The sequence below is a fragment of the Caulobacter sp. LARHSG274 genome, assembly GCF_052871235.1.
The window spans coordinates 41,449-64,191 of record NZ_JBIXJO010000005.1 but is presented as its reverse complement, the minus strand read 5'-3'; the positions used below and the strand labels follow the sequence as shown (position 1 = coordinate 64,191).

Genomic DNA, 22,743 nt, shown 5'->3' with positions numbered 1-22,743 from the left:
GAGGGGCGCGCCATGATCCCGGTCCGCGGTTTCGAGGGCAAGACGGTCGCCGTGTTCGGCCTGGGCCGGACCGGGCTGACGGCGGCCCGCGCGCTGATCGCCGGCGGAGCCAAGGTGGCGCTGTGGGACGAAAAGCCCGCCAGCCGCGAGGCCGCCGTGGCCGAGGGCCTGAACGTCGTCGACCTGTCGACCAGCGACTGGCGCGACTACGCCGCCCTGATGCTGTCGCCGGGCGTGCCCCTGACCCATCCCAAGCCGCACTGGACGGTGGCCAAGGCCAAGGCGGCCGGGGTCGAGATCCTCGGCGACATCGAGCTCTTCGCCCGCACCGTCAACGCCGCGCCCGAGCACAAGAAGCCCAAGATCGTCGCCATCACCGGCACCAACGGCAAGTCGACCACGACCGCCCTGATCGGCCACCTGTGCCGCCAGGCCGGCCGCGACACCCGGGTCGGCGGCAATATCGGCGAGGGCGTGCTGGGCCTGGACGACATGCACGGCGGCGCCGTCTATGTGCTGGAACTCTCGTCCTACCAGCTGGACCTGACCTCGAGCCTGCGGCCGGACGCGGTGGTGCTGCTGAACATCTCGCCCGACCACCTGGACCGCCATGGCGGCATGGACGGCTACATCGCCGCCAAGCGCCGGATCTTCCTCAACCAGGGCAAGGGCGACACGGCGATCATCGGGGTCGACGACCCCTGGTGCCAGCAGATCTGCACCGAGATCACCGCCGCCAACCGCCGGACGATCTGGCCGATCAGCGCCGGCAAGGCCATGGGCCGCGGCGTCTACGCCCTGCAGGGGGTGCTCTACGACGCCACCGGCGAGCGGGTCACCGAGATGGCCGACCTTCTTCGCGCCAGAAGCTTGCCGGGCCGCCACAACTGGCAGAACGCCGCCGCCGCCTACGCCGCCGCCCGGGCCCTGGGCATCCCGCCGATGCAGGCGGTCGACGGGCTGATGAGCTTCCCGGGCCTGGCCCACCGGATGGAGACGGTCGGTCGGATCGGCAAGGTCGCCTTCGTCAACGACAGCAAGGCCACCAACGCCGACGCCGCCCGCCAGGCGATGTCGAGCTACGCCAGGTTCTACTGGATCGCCGGCGGCGTGGCCAAGGCCGGCGGCATCGACGACCTGGTCGACCTGTTCCCCCGCGTCGCCACCGCCTATCTGATCGGCGAGGCGGCCGAGGCCTTCGGCAAGACCCTGGACGGCAAGGCCCCGGTGCGCCAGTGCGGCGACATCGAGACCGCCGTCGCCGCCGCCCATGCCGACGCCGCCGCCAGCGGCGAGGAGGCCATCGTCCTGCTGTCGCCCGCCTGCGCCTCGTTCGACCAGTTCGCCGATTTCGAAGCCCGCGGCGAAGCGTTCCGCGCCGCAGTCATGGGGCTGGGCAAGGCGCCGGTCTCGGCGGCCAAAAGGGCCTGACAGTAAGATCCGCTCATCCCGGCGAATGCCGGGACCCAGATGGACGGGCTCTGAGGATGACGCCATGGGCGCTGAACGCCTCCAGTCATCCATACCGCTAAGGGATCTGGGTCCCGGCATTCGCCGGGATGAGCGGAATAAAGGGGCGAGGGAGTGAAAAAGGTCACACCCCCCGCAACCGCCGCCGCAACACTCGATTAACCCTAAACTCCGACCCTCCGCCCATGACGTTCCAGACCGCCCACGCCTTCGCCCGCACCGACCGTTCGCGGCTCGGCGTCTGGTGGTGGACGACCGATCACTGGCTGCTCGGCGCCACGGCGCTTCTGGTCACCCTGGGGGTGCTGCTGTCCTTCGCCTCCAGCCCGGCGGCGGCGGCGCGGATCGGCATCGACGACCAGTTCCACTTCGCGGTGCGCCAGTGCATCTTCGGGGCGGGGGCGGCGGTGATCGTGCTGGCCGTGTCGATGCTGACCCCCAAGGGCGTGCGGCGCTCGGCCTTCTTCATCTATCTGGCGGCGATCGGGGTGATGGCGGCCTTGCCGTTCATCGGCCACAGCGCCAAGGGCGCGGCCCGCTGGCTGCTGATCGGCGGCTTCACCTTCCAGCCGTCGGAATTCATGAAGCCGGCCCTGATCGTGCTGGTCTCGTGGATGTTCGCCGAGGGCCAGAAGGGCGAGGGGGTGCCGGGGGTGTCGATCGCCTTCGCCCTCTATTTCATCGCCGTGGGCCTGCTGCTGGTCCAGCCCGACGTCGGCCAGACCGTGCTGATCACCATCGCCTTCGGGGCGGCCTTCTGGATGGCCGGGGTGCCGATCTCGTGGATCATGGGCCTGGGCGTGGTGGCCCTGGGCGGACTGATGTCCACCTACTTCCTGTTCGACCACGTCCACGCCCGGGTGCAGAAGTTCCTCAGCCCCGACCAGGCCGACACCCACCAGATCACCCGCGCCGCCGAGGCCATCCACGCCGGCGGCCTGTTCGGGCGCGGCCCGGGCGAGGGGGTGATGAAACGCCACGTCCCCGACCTGCACACCGACTTCATCTATTCGGTGGCGGCCGAGGAATACGGCCTGGTGTTCTCCCTGGCCCTGATCGCCCTGTTCGCCTTCATCGTGGTGCGCGGCCTCTACAAGGCCATGAAGCTGACCGACACCTTCGAGCAGGTGGCGGCCGCCGGCCTGTTCGTGCTGGTCGGCCAGCAGGCCTTCATCAATGTGGCGGTCAACCTGAACATGATCCCGACCAAGGGGATGACCCTGCCGTTCATCAGCTATGGCGGTTCGTCGATGCTGGCCATGGGATTGACCCTCGGCATGGCCCTGGCGTTGACGCGCAAGCGTCCGGGGGCCTATGGCGGGGCCGGAGAGTTCGACCAGGCGGGGGCCTAGGGTCAGGGCTTCTCGCGGGAGGCCGACCTTGCCCATCCTTCGCTCGCGTACCGGAGCCGTGTCCTCATGAGCAAGCTTGTCGTCGTCGCCGCCGGGGGAACCGGCGGCCACCTGTTCCCCGCCCAGGCCCTGGCCGAAGTGCTCAAGGCCCGCGGCTGGCGGGTGGTGCTGGCCACCGACGAGCGCGGCGCCCTCTATGCCGACAAGTTCCCGGTCGAGGAGCGCCTGGCCCTGTCGGCCGCCACCGCCAAGGCCGGCGACCCGATCGGCATGGTCAAGGCCGGCGTCGCGGTGTTCCAGGGCGTCATGCAGGCCAAGGCCGCCTTCAAGCGCCTGGACCCGGCGGTGGTGGTCGGCTTCGGCGGCTATCCCGCGCTGCCGGCCCTGCTGGCGGCGCTGATCGAGGGCCGGCCGACGGTGATCCACGAGCAGAACGCGGTGCTGGGCCGGGTCAACCGCTTCCTGGCCCCGCGCGCCACCCAGGTGGCCTGCGCCTTCCCGACCCTGGAGAAGGCCAAGCCGGCCGTGAAGGCCCGCGCCCAGGTGGTCGGCAATCCGGTGCGGCCCGAGATCCGGGCCCTGCACGACGTGCCCTACCTGCCGCCCGAGGTGCAGCTGCGGCTGCTGGTCACCGGCGGCAGCCAGGGCGCGCGGCTGCTGTCGGAGCTGGTCCCCGAGGCGATCGCCAAGCTGCCCGAGGAGATGCGCGGCCGCCTGAAGGTGCAGCAGCAGTCGCGCGCCGAGTCGATGGAGAACGCCCGCAGGATCTACCGCAACGCCATGGTCGACTGTGAGGTGGCGCCGTTCTTCCGCGACATGGCCGGCCGCCTGCGCCAGGCCCACCTGGTGATCGGCCGGGCCGGGGCCTCGACCTGCTGCGAGTTGGCCGTGGCCGGCCGCCCGTCGATCCTGGTGCCGCTGAAGATCGCCGCCGACGACCACCAGCGCTTCAACGCCCGCCTGCTGGAACAGGCCGGCGGCGCGGCCGTGTGCCTGGAGGACGAACTGACCGTCGACGCCCTGGCCGGAGCGCTCAACGCCCTGCTCAAGGACCCCGAACGCCTGGCCCGCATGGCGGCCGGCGCCCGGTCGGCGGCGACCCCGGACGCGGCGGGGAGGCTGGCGGATTTGGTGGAGAAGACGGCGCGGTAGGGGCGCCGTCTTCCCGCCGATCAGGAAGCCTTGGAGATCTGGCGCAGGCGCACCTCAAGGCCGGCGCCGTTCAGCAGCGGCCCGGCCTTGGCGGCGCCGTCGGCGTAGGGGCAGGCCTCCTCAGAATAGTAGCCGAAGCACGCCTGCCATTCGGGCGTGCCGCGCGTGAATTGCGGGTCGCACATGATCCAGCCGTACTGGATGCAGAGGGTCGGCTTGGCTTGGGCGGCCGGGACGGCGACCAGGGTGGAGGCGAGGGCGAACGCAGCGGCGGCGATGGCGAGAGTCTTCGACCTAATCGTGGGAGAAGTCATTGAACGCTCCTGATGCTCGCCCGAACGGCGAGCCTGGAGGGAGGCAATCTTAAGATTGCGTATTCGTCAAGTTTCTCCGGAGATTGTATTTTCTTGGCTACGGTTCTGCCCCCGTCGCGATCAGCGGCTGGCCGATCCTGACCGCCTCTTCGACGCTAGCCGCCGCCATGCCCCCATAGGGCCGCCACCCGTCGCAAACCACCTTGGCCACCGCGTCGTCCGTCCCGCCCGCCGGTATCGCCGCCGCGGGCCGTTGGTCGCCGCTGATCGGGCCTTCCTGGCCGCCGGCCCGGACGCTGGCGAAGCCGGCGTGGGCGATGGTGCGGGCGTCGCAGTCGAGGACCTCGTAGCGCCAGCCGCCCCAGAACGCCTCGGTCCCGGCGGTGAAGCCGTCCTCGGCCACCTGCAGCACCCGCAGGCGCGCCGTGCGGCCGGTCCAGGCGACGCCGCCGAGGTCGACGAAGGCGGCGAAACGGCCGACATCGGCCAAGCGCAGTTCGAGCGGGGCCTGCGCCGCGGCGGGAGAGACGAGGGCGATCGCTCCTCCCCCGAGCAGCGCAGCGAAACGGGGGAGGTGGCGCGATGCGGATACGCATCGTGACGGAGGGGGCGTTGTGCGGCGGCCGGACGCCCCCTCCGTCCGCTGCGCGGCCACCTCCCCCGTTTCACGGGGGAGGAGAGGAAAATCCACGGCTTCTGCACCAAACATCCCGTTTCACCCCGTCGCCAAATCGTCTAATCCGCTGTGATGATCCAGCGTCGACGCCCCGTACCCTTCGAACTCGGCCCCGTGCACTTCATCGGCATCGGCGGCATCGGCATGTCCGGCATCGCCGAGATCATGCTGCGCATCGGCTACACCGTGCAGGGCAGCGACGCCAAGGCCAGCGCCAACACCGAGCGGCTGGAAAAGCTGGGCGCGCGGATCTTCATCGGCCACGACGCGGCCCATGTCGACGGGGCCTCGGCCATCGTCTATTCGACGGCGGTCAAGGCCGACAATCCCGAGATGGTCGCCGGCCGCGACAAGCGCCTGCCGCTGGTCCGCCGCGCCGAGATGCTGGCCGAGCTGATGCGGCTCCAGTTCAGCGTGGCCGTCGGCGGCACGCACGGCAAGACCACCACCACCTCGATGGTCGCCGCCCTGCTCGACGCCGGGGCCCTGGACCCCACCGTGGTCAATGGCGGCATCATCAACGCCTACGGCACCAACGCCAAGGTCGGCGAGGGCGACTGGATCGTGGTCGAGGCCGACGAGAGCGACGGCTCGTTCCTGAAGCTGAAGTCCACCGTGGCCATCGTCACCAATATCGACGCCGAGCACCTGGACCACTGGGGCACCTTCGACGCGGTCAAGAAGGGCTTCCAGGACTTCATCGAGAACATCCCCTTCTACGGCTTCGCGGCGGTCTGCACCGACCATCCCGAGGTCCAGGCCCTGACCGCCCGGATCGAGAACCGCCGTCTGGTCACCTATGGCGTCAACCCGCAGGCCGAGGTCCGGGTCAGCAATATCGAGATGGGCCCCGAGGGCGCCAGCTTCGACATCGTCGTCTCGCCGCGCGGCGGCGAGCCGGTCCGCTATGACGGGCTGAAGATGCCGATGGCCGGCCATCACAACGTGCTCAACGCCACCGCGGCCGTGGCTGTGGCCCGCGAGCTGGGCGTCGACCCCGAGGCGATCCGCGCCGGCCTGGCCAGCTTCGGCGGGGTCAAGCGCCGCTTCACCACCACCGGCGTCGCCAACGGCATCCGCATCGTCGACGACTACGGCCACCATCCGGTCGAGATCGCCGCCGTGCTCAAGGCCGCCCGCGCCGTCTCGACCGGCAAGGTCATCGCCGTGGTCCAGCCGCACCGCTTCACCCGGCTGCGCGACCTGATGACCGAGTTCAGCAGCTGCTTCAACGACGCCGACACGGTGATCGTCGCCGACGTCTATACGGCCGGCGAGACCCCGATCGAGGGCGTCGACCGCGACCACCTGGTCGAGGGCCTCAAGAAGTTCGGCCACCGCCGCGCCCTGCCGCTGGAAAGCCCCGCCGCCCTGCCGGCCCTGATCGCCGAGGAGGCCAAGGCCGGCGACCTGGTGGTGCTGCTGGGGGCGGGCGACATCACCGCCTGGTCCTACGCCCTGCCGGGGCAGTTGGAATCGCTGGCGAAGTGAGCGGCGCGTTTTCTCTTTCCCTCCCCTTTATGGGGAGGGTGGCGGCGAAGCCGACGGGTGGGGCTCGCGCGCAATGAGCTGGAAGCAGAACCTCCCCCCCGCCCGCGGCAAGCTGCTCACTGACGAGGCCCTGGCCCCCTTCACCTGGTTCCGGGTCGGCGGCCCGGCCGACCTGGTGTTCCTGCCGGCCGACGAGCAGGACCTGAGCGACTTCCTGAAGGCCCTGGACCCGGCCGCGCCAGTGCTGGCCATCGGCGTCGGCTCCAACCTGCTGGTCCGCGACGGCGGCGTCGAGGGGGTGGTGATCCGGCTGGGCAAGGGCTTCAACGGGGTCGAGCCGCTGGGCGGCAGCCGCATCCGGGCCGGCAGCGCCGTGCCCGACGCCATCCTGGCCCGCAAGGCCGCCGAGGCCGGGATCGCCGGGCTGGAATTCTACGCCGGCATTCCCGGCACGGTCGGCGGGGCGACGATCATGAACGCCGGCTGCTACGGCTCGGAGACCGCCAACGTCCTGGTCTCGGCCCGGGTCATGGACCGCCGGGGCCAGGTGCGCGAGCTGACCACCGCGGAACTGGAATTCACCTACCGGCACAGCGCCCTGCAGGACGCCGGCCTGATCGTGCTCGACGCGGTGTTCGAGGGCCTGCCCGACGACCCCGCCGCCATCAAGGCCCGCATGGCGCAGATCACCGCGCGCCGCGAGACCACCCAGCCGATCCGTGAGAAGACCGGCGGTTCGACCTTCAAGAACCCGCCCGGCCATTCGTCGTGGAAGCTGGTCGACGAAGCCGGCTGGCGCGGAAAACCCTATGGCGGGGCGATGTTCAGTCCGCTGCACAGCAATTTCCTGATCAACACCGGCGAGGCCACCGCCGCCGACCTCGAAGGCCTGGGCGACACGGTCCGCGCCGACGTCCTGGCCAAGACCGGCGTCCAGCTGGACTGGGAGATCAAGCGGATCGGGCGGCAATAGCCTCTCAACCGCTCATCCCGGCGAATGCCGGGACCCAGATGGAATGGCTCTGGGGTTGACGCCAAAAGCACTGAGCTTTTCCAATCATCCACACGGCCATGGGATCTGGGTCCCGGCATTCGCCGGGATGAGCGGAGTTTGGCGGAGGCGCCTGCAACCCAAGCATTTCAAAGGTTACGGATAGTTCATCCGGTTGTTGCCTATTCCCGGCGCACAGCGGTGCTATGAACCCCGCAAACGAGGGAGTTTTCATGCGCCTGTTCCGCACTCTGCTGACCGCCGCCGCCACCACCGCCCTGCTGGCCGGGGCTGCTCATGCCCAAGACGCCAAGACCGCCGAGGCGCTGCGCGACAAGGCCCTGCTCGATCGCACCGCCTGGAACGTCACCGAGGACCTCACCACCACCATCGGCCCGCGCATCGTCGGCTCGCCGGCCATGGCCCGGGCCAAGGACTGGAGCGTCGCCAAGTTCAAGGCCCTGGGCTTCACTAACGTCAAGGTCGAGGAGTTCGCCAAGCCGTCCTGGACCCGCGGCGCGGAGTCGGCCGAGCTGGTCGCGCCCTATCCGCTGAAGCTCGACATCGTCGGCCTGGGCCGCACCGTGCCGACCCCGCCGGAGGGGATCGAGGCCGAGGTGGCGCTGTTCAAGACCTATGCCGAGCTGATCGCCGCGCCGGAAGGCTCGCTGAAGGGCAAGATCGCGGTGATCACCCAGCCGATGGTCCGGGCCCAGGACGGGGCCGGCTACGGCGTGGCCGGCATCTCGCGGCGGACCGGTCCGGTCGAGGCGGCCAAGCGCGGCGCCGTGGCCCTGCTGATCCGCTCGGTCTCGACCTCGGACTCCACCGTGCCGCACACCGGCGTCACCGCCTTCGGCGACGGCGTCGTCTCGATCCCCTCGGCCGCCCTGGGCGTGCCCGAGGCCGAGCAGCTGGAGCGCCTGGCCGCCAAGGGCCCGCTGCGCATCCGGCTGAAGCTGGCCTCGACCAGCGACCCGGCCGACGTGGCCTGGAACATCTCCGGCGAGATCAAGGGCTCGGAAAAGCCCGACGAGGTGCTGGTGATCGGCGGCCACCTGGACAGCTGGGACGTCGGCACCGGCGCGCTGGACGACGGCACGGGGGTGGCCATCACCACCGCCGCCGCCAAGCTGATCGGCGACCTGCCCAGGCATCCCAAGCGGACTATCCGCGTGGTGATGTGGGGCTCGGAGGAGAGCGGCGGCTCGTCGGAGGCCTATCTGGCCGCCCACAAGGACGAGCTGGCCAAGATCGTCCTGGCCGGCGAGAGCGACACCGGCGCCGACCGCATCTACAGCCTGCAGATCCCCAAGGGCGCGGCTGACCATCCGGCCATGAAGACCGCCGTGCGGGTGCTGGCCCCGCTGAAGATCTATCTCGACCACAACCCGCCGGCCCATGCCGGCTCCGACGTCGAGGGCCTGGAGGCGTCGGGCGTGCCGGTGATCGCCCTGAACCAGGACGCCAGCCGCTATTTCGACTACCACCACACCATGGACGACACCCTCAACAAGGTCCGTCCCGACGAACTGGCCCAGAACGTCGCCGCCTGGGCCAGCTTCCTCTACTTGGTCGCCGACAGCGACATCGACTTCCGGGCGCTCAGCGCGGCCGCTCCGGCGACGCCGGCCGGCCACTGACGTTCAGCCGCCATCCCGGGCGCTCAGGTCCGGGATGGCGGGCGGCCCGGGTCTCAGCCCGCGGTCTTCCAGTTCGGCTCCAGCACCACGTGCGGCGGGCAGGGGGCCACCGCGCCGAGCGGCAGGCCGGCCAGCTCATTGGCGAAGCCGTGGTTGACATCGCGGTGGTGGGCCTCGTCGGCGCGGACCACCTCGACCACGTCGCGCAGGGTCGAGCCGGCCGGCAGGTTCCAGTAGTCCAGGGCGATCTGCGGCGCGGCGACATTGGCCGAGCGGCCTTCGTCGATCTCGGCCAGGTAATGGGTGTAGCTGACCACCGCCTCCTCCTCGAAATAGCCGACCACCCGGTGGGCGGTCTTGGACGAGACCAGGTAGAGGCCGAAGAAGAACAGGTAGAACACCCACTGCACGGCGACGACGACGAAGCGCTCGAACAGGGTCGGCCGGGCCACCTCGATGAAGGTCATCAGGTGCATGCGCTCGTTCTCGGCCTCGTCCATCAGGGTCTTGATCCAGCCCTTGTCGCCCTCCATCCGCCGCAGGCACTTCAGGTGGGTCAGGGTGGCGCCGACCATGCCCGGCACGGCGGCGACGGTCTCCAGCACCACGGCGCGGTGGCCGTAGCGCTTGGCGAAGAAGGTGTCGGCGCAGAAGCGCAGCACCTTGACGAAGCCGTGGGCGACTGCGTCGGACACCCCGGCCGGCTTGTGGTGGACCGTAAGATCGATGGCCGGGCTGGTCATGGTATGTCCCCTGGTGAAGCTCGACGGGCGAGCCGTTGAAGTCGGGGGTTTGTACCGGCTTCGCTCGGGGCGAGACATTCAGGGCGTCCGCCTAAGGGATTCGCCTTAGGCGCGATGACGGAGGTGGAGGCCTTCCCGCGCGCTGATGTGCGCGGCGCCGACCGGAGTCGACGCCGCATCAGATCGGTTTTACAGGCCGGCCGCCGGCTTGGCGGCCGTTTCGACGGGCTCCTTGGCGGCCGGCGCTTCGGCGGTCGCGGGAATGACCGAGGCCGGGACCACAGCCCCCTTCGGCGCGGCGGCGATAGCGGCCACCTCGACGTCGGCGTCGGTGAAGATCGACATGCGCTGGCCGGGTTTGATCTCGACGTCCTTGCCGTGCTTGATCAGCCCCAGCGGACCGAACAGGACAGTCAGGGTGATGGTCGTGCCATAGCGCGCATCGCCTTCCGCGCCTTTCTGGCCGCGCAGCTTGATCTTGCTCGAGCCGGCCTTGAGGTAGTCGAACCGGACGTTCAGCTCGCCGGGCTTGCCCATCATGCCCTTCTTCTTGGCGTGGGTGACCTCGCCCGCGCCGTGCAGGCCGGCCGGCAGGCGGGTTCCATCGGCCAGGACGATGTCGTCGGCGGTGGTGATCGAGAACTTGTCGCCCTCGTGGCTGGTCTCCGACGACAGCTTCTCGTCGACGGTGATGACCACTTCGGTGCCTTCAGGAACCTGGACCATCGACTGCGCGTGCGCGGTCGAACCGGCCATGACGAAAAGCGCCGCGAATGCGGCATGACTCATGAATTTCAAGATATTTCCCCCGCGGGCCCCTCCCGCGGGGTCCAGCTAAGCCGATCTCGCCGTGATTGTGAAGCCGGCTTTCGTCATCCTTGCCGGGAAGAGGGGTTTTGGCTGTGGACGCAGGAGCCGTCGGCATCCGCAAAGGCCTAGTCGACTCCCGAATGTCGCCCCCGGCGCATGGAGCAGCTTGAGCGAGCCGGAAAGACCGGCTAAGGGAACGGCCACGGAACGCCTGAGTGAGCCAGGCTGTGGACGATCCTCGGGCCGCTGGGCCTTGGGAACGCTAACAGCTTGAAATCACGATCGTTCGCGGGCGTAGCTCAGAGGTAGAGCGTCTGCTTCCCAAGCAGAATGTCGTGGGTTCGATTCCCATCGCCCGCTCCAGCCGTCTTGCGACCTCCGCCCAGCCCTGTTCCCGAACTTCGCCCCGCGGCCTTGCGCGAGCGCGGCGATGCTTGGTACTGCGGGACCCGACGCGACGGGGCGGGCTTGTGGGCCGGCCCCGCCGTCGTCATTTCGCGGACTTCCCCGACCGCCCCCTGACCAGACGAGACGACGCCGTGGCAAAGCCGGCCAAAGCCATCATCCTCAGCGCCGGCCAGGGCAAGCGCCTGTCGCCGCTCACCGACACCCGTCCCAAGTGCCTGGTCGAACTGTCGGGCCGCACCGTGCTGCACTGGCAGCTCAAGCACCTGGCCCAGGCCGGCATCCGCGAGGCGGTGGTGGTGACCGGCTTCGCCGCCGAAACCGTCGAGCAGGAGGTCGCAGGCCTCGACATTGCGGGGCTTTCGGTGCGGACCCTGTTCAACCCGTTCTACGCCCTGACCGACAACCTGGCGACCTGCTGGCTGGCGCGCGGCGAGATGCGCGGCGACTTCCTGCTGCTGAATGGCGACACCCTGTTCGAGACCGGCATCGCCGAACGCCTGATCGCCGCCCCGCCGGCCCCGATCACCGTCACCATCGACCGCAAGGGCGGCTACGACGCCGACGACATGAAGGTGCTGACCGAAGGTCTCAGCCTGCGGGCGATCGGCAAGACCATCGAAGAATACGACGCCGAGTCGATCGGCTTCCTGCGCTTCGATCCCGAGGGCGCGGCCCTGTTCACCCGCATCGTCGAACAGGCCCTGCGCACGCCCGAGGGCCTCAAGCGCTGGTATCTCAGCGTGATCAACCAGATTGCTCAGGACCACGACGTGGTCCGCGTCCAGTCGATCGAGGGCCTGGACTGGGCCGAGATGGACTTCCCCGAAGACCTGCCCAAGAACCGCGAACTGGCGGCGGCCTGGGTCGCGGCGGGGGAGTAGGGGCGGGGCCTTTCACGCCCCGTGCTCCCGCGACCTGTTCAGGGCGCTGACGGGGCGAACCGCGCCTGGGACAGGAGCCACGCCACCAGGTCGGCCGGCTCCGGCCGCGTCTCCGCCGCGGGCAGAAGCGCGAAATGCCAGCCGGCCTCGACCAGCGTCTGCTCGAACGGCGCGACCAGGCGGCCGGCGTCGAGCATCGGCTGGAACAGGCTGCGGGGAAGCAGCGCCACGCCCTGGCCGGCCAGGGCGGCGTCGGCGTTCAGTTCGTGGCTGGGATAGTCGACGGCGCCGAACTGAAAGCGACCGTCGTCGGGCGCCCCGGCTTGGCGCAGCCATCGCGGCCAGTCCGGATGCGGCAGCAACAGCCAGCGCGCCAGGTCCGCGGGCCGGGCGAGGCGATGGCGCCCCGCCTGGTCCGGGGCGAGCATGGGCGTCAGGTCGACTGGAAACAGGGGCTGGGATCGCCAGCCGGGCCAGGGACCGCTTCCGGTGCGGACGGCGACGTCGAAGCCGTCGCCGGATCGCAGGTCCGTCGAGACGTCGAGCTCGATCGCCAGGCCGGGATGGGCGGCTTGATAGGCGTCCAGGCGCGGCGCCAGCCAGCGGGCGGCGAAGGTCGGCGGGGCCGTGATGCGGACCGGCGGACGGGCGTGACGGAAGGCGTCGAGCGCCCGGTCGATGTCGCCCAGGGCCCGATCGACGCGGGTGGCGAGCGCAATCGCCTCCGCCGTCGCCGTGGCGCGCGGTCCCCGCCGCACGAACAGCGGCGTTCCGAGGTCCTGTTCGAGCGTGCGGATGCGCAGGCTGACCGCGGCGGGAGTCAGGAACAGGCTCTGCGCCGCCGCCGCGAAGCTGCCGGACCGCACGCAGGCGGCCAGGATCCGCAGGGATTCCAGGGAGGGACGCTTCACAAGCCATCCTTGTCGTAATCGCAAGACGTCCGCGTTTTGCCGTCGCCGTCGAGGATGGCAAACGAGACCGCCTAGATTAGGAGGTCCGAATTTGTCCCTGCAAGCCCGTCCGCTCTTCGACCTGACCCTTCACCTGCATCCGATGATCGAGCTGGGCCAGACCCCGGCCGGCGGTCGTCGCATCTTCCCGGTTTCGGGCGGCGCCTTCGAGGGCGAGCGGCTGAAGGGCGATGTCTCGCCGCTGATCGGGTCCGACCTGCTGCTGATGCGGGCCGACGGCGCGTTCCAGCAGGACGTGCGCCTGCTCCTGGTCACCGACGACGACGCCCACATCCTGATGACCTATCGCGGCGTCCGCCGCGCCTCGGCGGAGATCGACCAGCGCCTCGCCCGCGGCGAGATCGTCGACCCGTCGGAATATTATCTGCGCACGACCCCCTATTTCGAGACGGCGTCGGAACGCTATGGCTGGCTCAACGGCATCGTCGCCGTCGCCCAGGGCGGCAGGGTTCCGAGCGGCGTCCATTATGAGGTCCACGAGATCCTCTGACCCGGTGACGCCGTTCGCGATCCCGATTGGCCCGGGAACGCCGGTGAGGGCTCGCCGGCGCCCAGCCCTTGCGCGCCGGCGCCGAAGGCTTGGTCAGGCGGGATTTTCCAGGTCGCGGGGGTTTCGTCGCCGACGGTGCGGCCTGGCGGCCGCGGCGAGCCGTTTCGAACCCCGAAAGGCCGGGAAGTAAGCCGTTTCTTACCCTGTCATCGCCAAGTCACACCCCGCGCCTATACGGCGAAGGCTTCAACTCAAGCTGGCGGGCCGGCTTGAGCCTGCCGCCCGTTGGGCCAATAGCTCTCCGGACGTTTTGACGATTCGAGCCCTTGGTCGGGCGGGGAAAAATAAAGGGACATGATGCGTAGGTTCGGAACTGAGAAAGTCAGCCTGCTGATGGGCGCGGCCCTGTCGGCCTTGTCGTTCGGCGGCGCCGCCCTGGCCCAGGACGCCGCGCCGTCGGCGACCGCCCTGGACGAGATCGTCGTCACCGCCGAGCGCCGCTCGGAGAACCTGCAGAAGGTGCCGCTGTCGGTGGCCGCGGTCGGCGGCGACCAGCTGCGCGCCATCCAGGCCGGCGGCGACGACATCCTGTCGCTGTCGGGCCGGGTTCCGGGCCTCTATGCCGAGACCACCACGGGCCGGATCTTCCCGCGCTTCTACATCCGCGGCCTGGGCAATATCGACTTCTATCTCGGCGCCTCGCAGCCGGTGTCGATCATCCAGGACGACGTCGTGCTCGAGCACGTGGTGCTGAAGTCGAACCCGGTGTTCGACGTGCAGCAGGTCGAGGTGCTGCGCGGCCCGCAGGGCTCGCTGTTCGGCCGCAACACCACCGCCGGCATCATCAAGTTCGACACCGTCAAGCCGAGCCAGACTCTGGAAGGCCGCGCCAGCGCCTCCTACGGCTCCTACGGCACGACCACCTTCGACGGCGGGATCGGTGGTCCGATCGCCGGCGACAAGCTGATGTTCCGGCTGTCGGCGCTGTACCAGCATCGCGACGACTATGTCGACAACACCTTCGCCGGGACCAGCGCCGACGGCACGGTGACGCCGAAGAAGAACGCCATGGGCGGCTTCGACGAGAAGGACGTACGGCTGCAGATCCTGGCCAAGCCGACGGAGCAGCTGACGGTCCTGGCCTCGGCCCACGCCCGCAACTACGAGGGCACCTCGACCCTGTTCCTGCGCCAGGCGCTGAAGAAGGGCTCCAACAAGCCCAACGCCCCACGCGACAGCGTCGCCTTCGACGAGGCCAACAACAACCCGCAGGCCTATGACACTCAAGGCACGTCGCTGAACATCGCCTACGACTTCGGTCCGGTGACCCTGACCTCGATCAGCGCCTATGAGACCACCAGCGGCTACAGCCGCGGCGATACCGACGGCGGCGCGGCGGCCAACTTCCCCGTGAACGGCGTTCCCAACGGCTTTGGCCAGTCGATGGGCCAGGTCCGCGATCTCGACCAGCTGACCCAGGAAATCCGCCTGGCCAGCAACGGCGAGGACAGGCTGAAGTGGCAGGTCGGCGCGCTGTACTTCGACTCGCGCGACACCACCGACTTCTACCAGCGCGCCTATTTCCTCACCACCGCGGCCCACAACCCCAACAACTGGGTCGAACTGAACAACCTCAACACCTCGTGGGCGGTGTTCGGCCAGGTCAGCTACAAGCTGACCGACGCCCTGACGGTCACCGGCGGCCTGCGCGACACCTACGACGCCAAGAAGACGGTGTTGGCCAAGACGGCCAACAACATCGCCAACGTCTCCACCTATGCCGGCCGTCGCTACGTGCGCCTGTCGGACGAGCAGGTCAGCTGGGACCTGTCGGCCAATTACGAGGTCAATCCCGACCTGAACGTCTACACCCGCGTCGCCAAGGGCTTCCGCGGTCCGACCATCCAGGGCCGCTCGGCGGTGTTCAACAGCGACTTCACGACCGCCAATTCCGAGACGATCCTGTCGTGGGAAGCCGGCTTCAAGAGCACGCTGCTGGACAACACCCTGCGCCTGAACGCCTCGGCCTTCACCTATGAGGTCAAGGACATCCAGCTGAACGGCAACGACTCCAACGGCAACGGCGTGCTGTTCAACGCCGACAAGGCCAAGGCCTACGGCATGGAAGCCGACGCCGAATGGCGGCCGGTGTCGAACCTGCTGCTGACGGCCGGCGTCAGCCTGCTGCACAGCGAGATCAAGGACAAGCGCGTCTACGCCCAGGTCTGCGCCCTGAACGCCGCGCTCGACCCCGTGAACCACGGCGTGGTCTGCACGGTCGAGGACCCGACCATCACGGTCGGCAGCAACACCTTCGCCCAGATCGACGGCGAGCCCCTGCCCAATGCGCCCAAGTACAACGTCAACTTCACCGGCCGCTACGACCTGCCGGTCGGCGCCGACGGCAAGCTGTTCGTCGCCACCGACTGGAACCTGCAGGGCTATACGAGCTTCGTGCTCTACAAGACCAAGGAGTTCAACTCGGACGGCAACTTCGAAGGCGGCGTCAAGCTCGGCTACGAAGGCGGCAACGGCGCCTACGAGGTGGCCCTGTTCGGCCGCAACATCACCAACGAGAAGAACCTCAAGGGCGTGATCGAGAACTACATGGCCGCCGTCTACAACGAGCCGCGGATCATCGGCGTCTCGGTGACGGCGAAGCTGAACTAGGGCATCGCGCGGAAAAGTGGCCGCCGGTTTCCCGCAATAGCGATGCGAAAACAAAAGCCTAGAGCCGGTCGCGTGAGTCTTGTATCGCGCGACCGGCTCTAGGGCGCTGTTCCATCCTCCCGTTTCCCCGGCCTTCACGGGGAAAACGGAGAGGAGGGATTTGCTTCCGACCCGGAATGACCCCGCCCCCACTTTCGGGGCGGGGTTTTTTGTTCAGGCCTGGGCGGCTTCGCCCGCCTCGGCCGCCCGTCGCTTCAACAGGTCCTGTTCGCGCCGATTGCCCGCCAGGGCTGCGGCGGCTTCGAATTCGGCGCGCGCCTCCTCAAAGCGCCCCAGCTTGCGGAGCAGGTCGCCGCGCACGCTGGGCAGCAGGTGGTAGCCCTTGAGCGCGGGCTCGCCCGCGAGCCGGTCGATGAGCGCCAGCCCGGCCTGCGGGCCCCGCGCCATGCCGACCGCGACCGCGCGGTTGAGTTCGACGACCGGGGAGGGCGCGACGGTCGCCAGCCGCTCATAGAGCCCGGCGATGCGTGACCAGTCGGTGTCGTCCGCCGTCGCGGCCCGCGCATGGCAGGCGATGATCGCCGCCTGCAGGGCGTAGAAGCCGTCGGCGCCGCCGAGGTCGCGGGCCCGTTCCAGCGCCCGCAGGCCGCGCCGTATTTGCAGCTGGTCCCAGAGGGCGCGGTCCTGGTCGAACATCAGGATCGGCTCGCCGGCCGGCGTGGTGCGCGCGGCCGTGCGCGAGGCGTTCAACTCCATCAGGGCCAGCAGGCCCTGGACCTCGGGCTCGCGCGGCGCGATCGCGGTCAGCACGCGCCCCATGCGCAGCGCCTCGTCGCAGAGCTGGGGACGCAGCCAGTCCTCGCCGCGGGCCGCCGTATAGCCCTCGTTGAAGATCAGATAGACCACCTCCAGCACCGACGAGAGGCGCGCCGTGCGCTCCTCGCCGCGCGGGGTCTCATAGGCCAGGCCCGAGGCCGAAAGGGTCCGCTTGGCGCGCACGATGCGCTGGGCGATCGTGGTGTCGGGGACCAGGAACGCCCGGGCGATCTCCTCGGTGGTCAGGCCGCAGATCATTCGCAAGGCCAGGGCCGCGCGGGCCTCTCGCGACAGCAACGGATGACAGGCGGTGAAGATCAGGCGGAGCAGTTCGTCGCCGATATCGTCGTCCAGGGCGGAGTCCAGATCGGGCATGGCCTGTTCCTCGGCCTCCAGGTCCCGGGCGACCATCTCGTGCTTGCGGCCCAGCATCTTGCCGCGACGCAGGCGGTCCAGGGCCCGGCGCTTGGCGGTCGCCATCAGCCAGGCCCCGGGCTTTTCGGGAACGCCGGTCGCCGGCCACCGCTCGAGCGCGGCCACTAGGGCGTCCTGCGTCAGCTCCTCGGCCAGCGGCACGTCGCGCAGCATCCTCGCCAGGCTGGTGATCAGCCGAGGCTGTTCGACCCGCCAGACGGCGAGGACGGCGCGATGGACGCTCTCGCGCGGGTCGGCGACCATCAGGGCCGCCGACCCCGCCGGCGAGGCGGTGACCTCACTGGCCGGCGAACCCGGCGAACCCCCGGACCTCGCAAACGCCCTCCCAGCCGGGCATGAGGTCCTTGTGGAGCTGCATGAACTCGACCGCCGAAGCCACGGCCTCCTCCTTGTTGCGGAACTCGAAGATCGCGTAGCCGCCGATCACTTCCTTGGCCTCGACGAACGGACCGTCGACGACGCTGACCTTGCCGTCCACGACGCTGACCCGCGCGCCCAGGGCGAGCGGCTCCAGCCCGCCGGAATCGATCATGCGGCCGGCCTGGATCTCCCGGTTGGCGAGCTTGTGCATCGCCTCCAGGAGTTCCGGCGTCGGGGGACCGGACTGGGCGGATGTAACGATCGACATGAAGCGCATCTGGGAAATCCTCCTAAGCGAGCCGTGACGCCATCGCCGCTGGACTGTCTCGCTATTGAGGACGACGAACCAGTCTTGAAAGGATCGACACCGGATTTGGAAAAAATCGCGACTGGGCGCTCCTCACCCTTCGACGATCGCCCGCACCAGGTCCAAATCGCTGGGCTTGTCGACGTCCACCGCCGCCAGGCCGTGGCGGGCGCGCACGGCGGCGGCCTTGACGCCGGCCAGGGCGCCGATGCGGCCGAGGGTCTCGTCCAGGGTCATCCGGCCCAGCAGGTAACGGGCCAGGGTCACCGGACCCAGCAAAGCGGCGATCTTCCAGGGCTGCTTGCGGTGCTGTTCGACCCGCCGCCACAGGTCGATGGCCTGCAGGGCGCGCTCGGTCCGCAGCAGGAACAGGTTGCAGCCCGAATAGCGGCCGTCGCGGAACGCCAGATAGGTGCGCTTGGTCTCCGGCGCGGCGGCCCGCACCAGGGCCTCGGGGGCCAGCAGCACGGCGATGTCGGCGTCGGCCGGGGCGTCGGCGATGAAGTCGCTGACCCATTCGGGCCGCAGCAGGGCGTGGTCGACCGTGGTGACCAGCAGCGGCGCGCCCATGGCCGCCGCGCCCTCGCGGACGCTGAGGCTGGGCCCCGCCGCCGCGGGCAGAATCTCGATGTCGGCGGCCAGGGTCGGGGCCGCCAGCATCGCCAGCAGGGCCGCCTCCAGGGCGGGGTCGGAGGTCGAGACGCCGATCCGCGACGCCCCGGCCTGGTCCAGGGCCCCCAGCACGCGGGCCAGCAGGGTCTGGCCGCCCAGCACGATCAGGCCCTTGTGGCTGACCCCGGCATAGGCGGCGACGGGATCGACCCCGCCGCGCGAGCCGGCCAGCACCAGGGCCCGGAAGCCCTTCAAAGCGCCTTCTCGTAGATCCGGTAGGTCTTGTAGATCGTCGCGCCCATGGCCTCGGAGATCCGCCGCATCGGCAGGTTGCCCTCCAGCACCCAGGAGAACTCGAACTTGTCGTAGCCCAGGGCCAGGCCGGCGTCGCGGCCGGCGTTCATCAGGTGGAAGGGCACGACCTGGCCGCGCAGGCTGTCAGCGAACTTGCGCTTGAGGCCCATCAGCGGGATGCGGATCGACTTGACCCGCTTGACCTTCAGCCGCCACAGCAGCTTGGCCCAGCCGAACGGCAGCAGCCTGCCCTTCAGGTCGCGGATCGCCTCGTTGACATTGGGCAGCAGCACGATGAAGCCGGCCGGCTCGCCGTCGATCTCGGCGAACAGGATCAGGCGCTTGTCGAGCACCTCCTTCAGGGCCTTGCCCAGCTGGGCGGTCTCGGCCTCGGTGGTCGGCACGAAGCCCCAGTTGCCGGCCCAGGCGTCGTTGAGGATCTCGGTCAGCGACCGCACCTCGTCGTCATAGCGGCTCATGTCCAGCTGGCGCAGGGTGACACCCTCGGGCAGGCCGCGCTTGACCCGGCGGACCACCACGGCCGGCAGGGCGGCGGTCGGGTCGCAGACATAGGCGTAGACGTCCTTGGCCTTGGCGTAGCCCTGCTCCTCGACCCGCGGACCGGCATAGGCCGGGTCGTGGCCCATCATCACCATCGGCGGGGTGTCGAAGCCGTCGACCAGCAGGCCGACCTCCTCGTTGATCGACAGGTTGAACGGGCCCAGGGCCCGGTCGCAGCCATGGGCCCGCAGCCAGTCCTCGGCGGTGCGGAACAGCACGCTGAACACCGCCGGGTCGTCCTCGGCGGCGATCATGCCGAAATTGCCGGTCTTGTGGCCGGGCTCCTGGGGCGACAGGTGGTCGATCTGGGCGCTGATCCGGCCGACGTCGCGGCCGCCGCGCACGGCCAGCCACAGCTGCACCTCGGCGTGCTGGAAGAACGGGTTGGTCTTGGGCGTCAGGGCGTCCATCCGCTCCATCATCAGCGGCGTGATCCAGTTGGGATCGCCCGCGTTCAGCCGGTCGGGCAGGCGGATGAAGCGCTTGAGCTCGGCCCGGGTGCGGACCGGGACGATGGTCAGGTCGGAATCGACGGTGTCGAACGGCATTCAGCCCTCCAGGGCGATCAAGGCGTAGGCCGCCAAAGCGGCGAAGATGACGGGGCCGCCCCAGACCGCCAGGGCCGGCGACAGCATGCCGCCTTCGCCCAGGGCCGAGAGCAGGCCGTTGACGACCAGGAAGATCAGACCCGCGGCCAAGCCGCCGCTGAGCAGCACCGCGCCCTGGCCGCTGCGGAAATTGGCCAGGGCCACCGGGGCGCTGAGCAGCAGCATGACCAGGCTCGCGAACGGCCCGGCGAAGGCGCTCAGGAACCGGGTCTCGTAGAAGCTGACCGGTCGGTCGCCGCCGCCGTTCAGCAGGGCGCGGCGGGCGGTGGCGGCGCTCGGCACCGGGGCGTCGGCGAACAGGGCCTGGACGTCCTGGCGATGCAGCGGCGAGGGCCAGGTCAGCCGGGCGGCCGAGGTCATGGTGGTCTGGGCGCCGTTGAAGCGCGCCGTCGTCGGCTTGATCAGCGTCCAGCCGCCGTGGGCGTAGACGGCCGAGGGGGCCTCGATCCGCTCGATCAGCCGCCCGGCCTTGTCGCGGCGATAGAGCTTGACGGCGTTGAGGGTGCGGCCGTCGCCGCTGGCGCTGGCGGCGATCACCAGGTCGTCGCCGGCCCGGAAGCTGCGCGGGCCGGGGTCCTTGCGCTCGGCCACCGGGGTGGTGGCCCGCCACCAGTCCGACAGCACCGGATCGGTGCGCGGGGCGACGACCTGAGCGCAGCTGAAGTCCAGGGCCATGACCAGGAAGGCCACCGGCAGCGCCATGCCGACGATGCGATAGGCCGAGATCCCGGTGGCGCGCATGGCGATGATCGCGCTCTCGCGGGCCAGCTGCGAGAAGGCCAGCAGGCCGCCGGCCAGGGTGGCGATCGGGGCCACCTGCTCGATCAGCCGCGGCGAGCGCAGGGCCGCATAGTACAGCACACCGGCCGTGCCCAGGCCGCGGTCGAGGATGTCGGTGGTCACTTCCAGCAGGTCGAGGATCTGCAGGATCGAGAACAGGATCAGGCCCGCGCCGAGCACGCGCGTGCCCACCGTCCGCAGGATGTAGAGCTGGATCTTCACGCCGCGGCCCCCTTGCCCTTCCGGGTCGGGGCGAACAGCCGACGGACGCGCTCGATGCCCACGCCCATGCGCCGGACCAGCTCGGTGACCGGGGTCTGGCCGGGCCGCTTGCGACTGCCGATGAACAGCCACAGGCACAGGCCGGTGAACACCGCGAACGGGACGCCGATCGCCGTCTCGGGCATGGCCCGGCCGGACTCCGCCAGGCTCTGGCCCAGCTGCAGGCTGTGCTGGAAGGCCAGCAGCAACACGCCGGCCACCACCAGGCCCGGGGTGCGGTTGCCGCGCTTGGCGGCCAGGCCCAGGGGGAAGGCCATCAGCGGCAGGAACGGCAGGAAGGCGGCCCGGGCCAGCCGGCCGTAGAGCTCGGCCAGCAGGGTGGCGCGCGGCACGATCGGGTTGGGCGACCGGGCCTGGCGGGCCAGTTCGCCTAGGGTCAGCTCGCGCTCGTCGCCGCCGCGGGCCCGCAGCAGGGCGGCGGCCCCGGCCAGGGGCACATTGGTGGTGAACTGGTCGAAGACCAGGGTGCGATAGGCGCCGCGGGCGTCGACGCCGATCCGCTGGCCCCGGCGCAGCAGCATGGTGACGCTCTTGGCCGCTTCGTCGGCGCGCAGGTCGGCGGTGGCGGCGGTGATCACCTCCTCGCGGCCGTTGGCGTCCATGCGGCGGATGAACACCCGGGTCAGGCGCTGGCCGGCCGGGTCGGCGTCGTCGGCGGTCATCAGCAGCTTGGGCTCGTCGATGAAGGCCCCGCCCGACAGCTTGCCGTTCCAGCCGGCGTTGATCGCCTGGTGCATCACGGCCCGGTAGGCGTAGCGGCTGTAGGGCTGCATGTAGCCGAACACCAGCAGGCTGAAGATCCCCAGCCCCAGGCCGACATAGACGAACGGCGCGGCGATGCGGGTCAGGGACTGGCCGCTGGCCAGCAGGGCGTCGATCTCCGAGCCGTCGCTGAGCTTGCTGATGACGATGAACAGCGCCACGAAGAACGCCACCGGCAGGGCCAGGCCCAGATAGTGCGGCACCAGGTTGGCGGCCAGGGAGGTGACATAGCCGAAGCGGGCGCTGCTCTGCGACAGCACGTCCAGCAGCCGCAGCACGCGCTCCAGCAGCAGGGCGACCACGGTCACGCCCAGGCAGCCGATGATCGGCCAGACCAGCAGGCGCAGCAGGTAGCGGTCGATCAGGCGGAACCGCGCCGTGCCGTGGGGGATGGGGATCGGGCGCTTGCTCACGCGGCCGACCAGGCCCGGGCCAGCACGCCGGCCAGGCGCTCGGCGGCGTCGAGGTCGAGGTCCACCGTCGTCCCCAGGGCCGGGGCGGCGGGCCAGCCGGCGTCGGCGAAGGTCAGCCCCTCGTGCTCGCGCGTCCCGGCATAGCGCGGGATCACGTGGAAATGCACGTCCTTGTCGACCATCATCAGCATCAGATAGTTGATCTTCTCATAGGCCACGACCTCGCCCAGCATGCGCTCGACGCCGTCGATCGCCGTCCTGAGGTCGGCGAAGGCGGCGGGACTCACCTGCGAGAAGGCTTCGACCGATTCCTTGCATATCAGCACCAAGGCCCCAAATGTCGGCTGCTTCGGCCGGACCAGAACGAGCCAGCTGTCGGTTTCGGCGACCCGGGTGCGCGGATAGCCGAAACTGATCGCGGTGGGATTGGTCATGTCCGGCCTCGCCTCGG

21 protein-coding genes and 1 tRNA gene are annotated in these 22,743 nt (G+C 69.7%); 10 read left to right on the top strand and 12 right to left on the bottom strand.

What is annotated here, in order from left to right; translation table 11 throughout:
• Positions 1 to 12 precede the first annotated feature (12 nt).
• From murD to murG, 3 genes are all read left to right on the top strand, one after another.
• Entirely contained in the window at positions 13 to 1,431 is a 1,419-nt protein-coding gene (gene murD, locus ACIPQB_RS11845; protein WP_446485432.1) for a UDP-N-acetylmuramoyl-L-alanine--D-glutamate ligase, read from the top strand.
• A 224-nt stretch (positions 1,432 to 1,655) separates the two neighbouring features.
• Positions 1,656 to 2,822 (top strand): putative lipid II flippase FtsW, encoded by a 1,167-nt coding sequence (gene ftsW, locus ACIPQB_RS11840; RefSeq protein WP_446485431.1) that lies wholly within the window; start codon positions 1,656 to 1,658, stop codon positions 2,820 to 2,822.
• 66 nt (positions 2,823 to 2,888) lie between these two features.
• The gene (gene murG / locus ACIPQB_RS11835) at positions 2,889 to 3,974 is read left to right on the top strand and encodes an undecaprenyldiphospho-muramoylpentapeptide beta-N-acetylglucosaminyltransferase (RefSeq protein ID WP_446485430.1); all 1,086 of its coding nucleotides are present in this window, start codon (positions 2,889 to 2,891) and stop codon (positions 3,972 to 3,974) included.
• Between the two features lie 20 nt (positions 3,975 to 3,994).
• On the opposite strand, the gene ACIPQB_RS11830 is transcribed toward murG, so the two are convergent.
• Positions 3,995 to 4,288 carry a hypothetical protein gene (locus tag ACIPQB_RS11830; protein ID WP_446485429.1) on the bottom strand — a complete coding sequence of 98 codons (294 nt, stop codon included), beginning with the start codon at positions 4,286 to 4,288 and terminating at the stop codon, positions 3,995 to 3,997.
• Between the two features lie 97 nt (positions 4,289 to 4,385).
• Positions 4,386 to 4,778 (bottom strand): hypothetical protein, encoded by a 393-nt coding sequence (locus tag ACIPQB_RS11825; protein ID WP_446485428.1) that lies wholly within the window; start codon positions 4,776 to 4,778, stop codon positions 4,386 to 4,388.
• Between the two features lie 258 nt (positions 4,779 to 5,036).
• Between ACIPQB_RS11825 and murC the strand changes: the two genes are divergently transcribed.
• The 3 genes from murC (at position 5,037) to ACIPQB_RS11810 (ending at position 9,089) form a co-directional block, all read left to right on the top strand.
• Positions 5,037 to 6,455, top strand: a complete 1,419-nt coding sequence (murC, locus tag ACIPQB_RS11820) for a UDP-N-acetylmuramate--L-alanine ligase (protein ID WP_446485427.1) — start codon at positions 5,037 to 5,039, stop codon at positions 6,453 to 6,455.
• Positions 6,456 to 6,528: 73 nt separating this feature from the next.
• Positions 6,529 to 7,428: a UDP-N-acetylmuramate dehydrogenase gene (murB, locus tag ACIPQB_RS11815; protein WP_446485426.1), complete on the top strand. Its 900-nt coding sequence runs from the start codon at positions 6,529 to 6,531 to the stop codon at positions 7,426 to 7,428.
• Between the two features lie 251 nt (positions 7,429 to 7,679).
• A complete protein-coding gene (locus tag ACIPQB_RS11810; RefSeq protein WP_446485425.1) occupies positions 7,680 to 9,089 on the top strand; it encodes a M20/M25/M40 family metallo-hydrolase in 1,410 nt (469 codons plus the stop codon).
• Between the two features lie 53 nt (positions 9,090 to 9,142).
• On the opposite strand, the gene ACIPQB_RS11805 is transcribed toward ACIPQB_RS11810, so the two are convergent.
• The gene (locus ACIPQB_RS11805; RefSeq protein WP_446485424.1) at positions 9,143 to 9,832 is read right to left on the bottom strand and encodes an alternative oxidase; all 690 of its coding nucleotides are present in this window, start codon (positions 9,830 to 9,832) and stop codon (positions 9,143 to 9,145) included.
• 189 nt (positions 9,833 to 10,021) lie between these two features.
• Positions 10,022 to 10,621: a hypothetical protein gene (locus ACIPQB_RS11800; protein ID WP_446485423.1), complete on the bottom strand. Its 600-nt coding sequence runs from the start codon at positions 10,619 to 10,621 to the stop codon at positions 10,022 to 10,024.
• 309 nt (positions 10,622 to 10,930) lie between these two features.
• Between ACIPQB_RS11800 and ACIPQB_RS11795 the strand changes: the two genes are divergently transcribed.
• Together ACIPQB_RS11795 and ACIPQB_RS11790 are read left to right on the top strand one after the other, a co-directional pair.
• Positions 10,931 to 11,005 (top strand) — tRNA-Gly (locus ACIPQB_RS11795).
• A gap of 176 nt (positions 11,006 to 11,181) precedes the next feature.
• On the top strand, positions 11,182 to 11,931 hold the full coding sequence (locus tag ACIPQB_RS11790; protein ID WP_446485422.1) for a phosphocholine cytidylyltransferase family protein: 750 nt from the start codon (positions 11,182 to 11,184) through the stop codon (positions 11,929 to 11,931).
• Positions 11,932 to 11,969: 38 nt separating this feature from the next.
• Here ACIPQB_RS11790 and ACIPQB_RS11785 read toward each other — a convergent pair whose 3' ends face one another.
• A complete protein-coding gene (locus tag ACIPQB_RS11785) occupies positions 11,970 to 12,842 on the bottom strand; it encodes a LysR substrate-binding domain-containing protein (protein ID WP_446485421.1) in 873 nt (290 codons plus the stop codon).
• Positions 12,843 to 12,933: 91 nt separating this feature from the next.
• Here ACIPQB_RS11785 and ACIPQB_RS11780 point away from each other — a divergent pair, with 91 nt between their 5' ends.
• Entirely contained in the window at positions 12,934 to 13,392 is a 459-nt protein-coding gene (locus tag ACIPQB_RS11780) for a DUF3237 domain-containing protein (RefSeq protein ID WP_446485420.1), read from the top strand.
• A 357-nt stretch (positions 13,393 to 13,749) separates the two neighbouring features.
• Positions 13,750 to 16,062 (top strand): TonB-dependent receptor, encoded by a 2,313-nt coding sequence (locus tag ACIPQB_RS11775; RefSeq protein WP_446485585.1) that lies wholly within the window; start codon positions 13,750 to 13,752, stop codon positions 16,060 to 16,062.
• Positions 16,063 to 16,275: 213 nt separating this feature from the next.
• On the opposite strand, the gene ACIPQB_RS11770 is transcribed toward ACIPQB_RS11775, so the two are convergent.
• The 7 genes from ACIPQB_RS11770 to ACIPQB_RS11740 form a co-directional block, all read right to left on the bottom strand.
• Entirely contained in the window at positions 16,276 to 17,556 is a 1,281-nt protein-coding gene (locus tag ACIPQB_RS11770; protein WP_446485419.1) for an RNA polymerase sigma factor, read from the bottom strand.
• A 34-nt stretch (positions 17,557 to 17,590) separates the two neighbouring features.
• Positions 17,591 to 17,950 (bottom strand): YciI family protein, encoded by a 360-nt coding sequence (locus ACIPQB_RS11765; RefSeq protein ID WP_446485418.1) that lies wholly within the window; start codon positions 17,948 to 17,950, stop codon positions 17,591 to 17,593.
• Positions 17,951 to 18,073: 123 nt separating this feature from the next.
• Complete coding sequence (locus ACIPQB_RS11760) at positions 18,074 to 18,847, bottom strand: NTP transferase domain-containing protein (RefSeq protein ID WP_446485417.1); 774 nt, start codon at positions 18,845 to 18,847, stop codon at positions 18,074 to 18,076.
• Positions 18,844 to 19,995, bottom strand: a complete 1,152-nt coding sequence (locus ACIPQB_RS11755; protein WP_446485416.1) for a dATP pyrophosphohydrolase — start codon at positions 19,993 to 19,995, stop codon at positions 18,844 to 18,846. The genes ACIPQB_RS11760 and ACIPQB_RS11755 overlap by 4 nt, the downstream gene beginning before the upstream one ends.
• Positions 19,996 to 21,057 (bottom strand): LptF/LptG family permease, encoded by a 1,062-nt coding sequence (locus ACIPQB_RS11750; RefSeq protein WP_446485415.1) that lies wholly within the window; start codon positions 21,055 to 21,057, stop codon positions 19,996 to 19,998.
• Positions 21,054 to 22,292, bottom strand: coding sequence for an LptF/LptG family permease (locus ACIPQB_RS11745; protein WP_446485414.1), 1,239 nt, complete (start codon positions 22,290 to 22,292; stop codon positions 21,054 to 21,056). The genes ACIPQB_RS11750 and ACIPQB_RS11745 overlap by 4 nt, the downstream gene beginning before the upstream one ends.
• Positions 22,289 to 22,726, bottom strand: a complete 438-nt coding sequence (locus ACIPQB_RS11740) for an HIT family protein (RefSeq protein WP_446485413.1) — start codon at positions 22,724 to 22,726, stop codon at positions 22,289 to 22,291. The genes ACIPQB_RS11745 and ACIPQB_RS11740 overlap by 4 nt, the downstream gene beginning before the upstream one ends.
• Between the last annotated feature and the right edge of the window lie 17 nt (positions 22,727 to 22,743).

Bases quoted from the DNA above. Each gene is read 5' to 3' on its own strand.
- murB (WP_446485426.1), top strand. From the start codon at position 6,529: ATGAGCTGGAAGCAGAACCTCCCCCCCGCCCGCGGCAAGCTGCTCACT.
- ACIPQB_RS11770 (WP_446485419.1), bottom strand. From the start codon at position 17,556: ATGGTCGCCGACCCGCGCGAGAGCGTCCATCGCGCCGTCCTCGCCGTC.
- ftsW (WP_446485431.1), top strand. From the start codon at position 1,656: ATGACGTTCCAGACCGCCCACGCCTTCGCCCGCACCGACCGTTCGCGG.
- murC (WP_446485427.1), top strand. From the start codon at position 5,037: ATGATCCAGCGTCGACGCCCCGTACCCTTCGAACTCGGCCCCGTGCAC.
- ACIPQB_RS11805 (WP_446485424.1), bottom strand. From the start codon at position 9,832: ATGACCAGCCCGGCCATCGATCTTACGGTCCACCACAAGCCGGCCGGG.
- ACIPQB_RS11810 (WP_446485425.1), top strand. From the start codon at position 7,680: ATGCGCCTGTTCCGCACTCTGCTGACCGCCGCCGCCACCACCGCCCTG.
- ACIPQB_RS11740 (WP_446485413.1), bottom strand. From the start codon at position 22,726: ATGACCAATCCCACCGCGATCAGTTTCGGCTATCCGCGCACCCGGGTC.
- murD (WP_446485432.1), top strand. From the start codon at position 13: ATGATCCCGGTCCGCGGTTTCGAGGGCAAGACGGTCGCCGTGTTCGGC.
- ACIPQB_RS11765 (WP_446485418.1), bottom strand. From the start codon at position 17,950: ATGCGCTTCATGTCGATCGTTACATCCGCCCAGTCCGGTCCCCCGACG.
- ACIPQB_RS11775 (WP_446485585.1), top strand. From the start codon at position 13,750: ATGCGTAGGTTCGGAACTGAGAAAGTCAGCCTGCTGATGGGCGCGGCC.
- ACIPQB_RS11830 (WP_446485429.1), bottom strand. From the start codon at position 4,288: ATGACTTCTCCCACGATTAGGTCGAAGACTCTCGCCATCGCCGCCGCT.
- murG (WP_446485430.1), top strand. From the start codon at position 2,889: ATGAGCAAGCTTGTCGTCGTCGCCGCCGGGGGAACCGGCGGCCACCTG.
- ACIPQB_RS11755 (WP_446485416.1), bottom strand. From the start codon at position 19,995: ATGCCGTTCGACACCGTCGATTCCGACCTGACCATCGTCCCGGTCCGC.
- ACIPQB_RS11800 (WP_446485423.1), bottom strand. From the start codon at position 10,621: ATGAGTCATGCCGCATTCGCGGCGCTTTTCGTCATGGCCGGTTCGACC.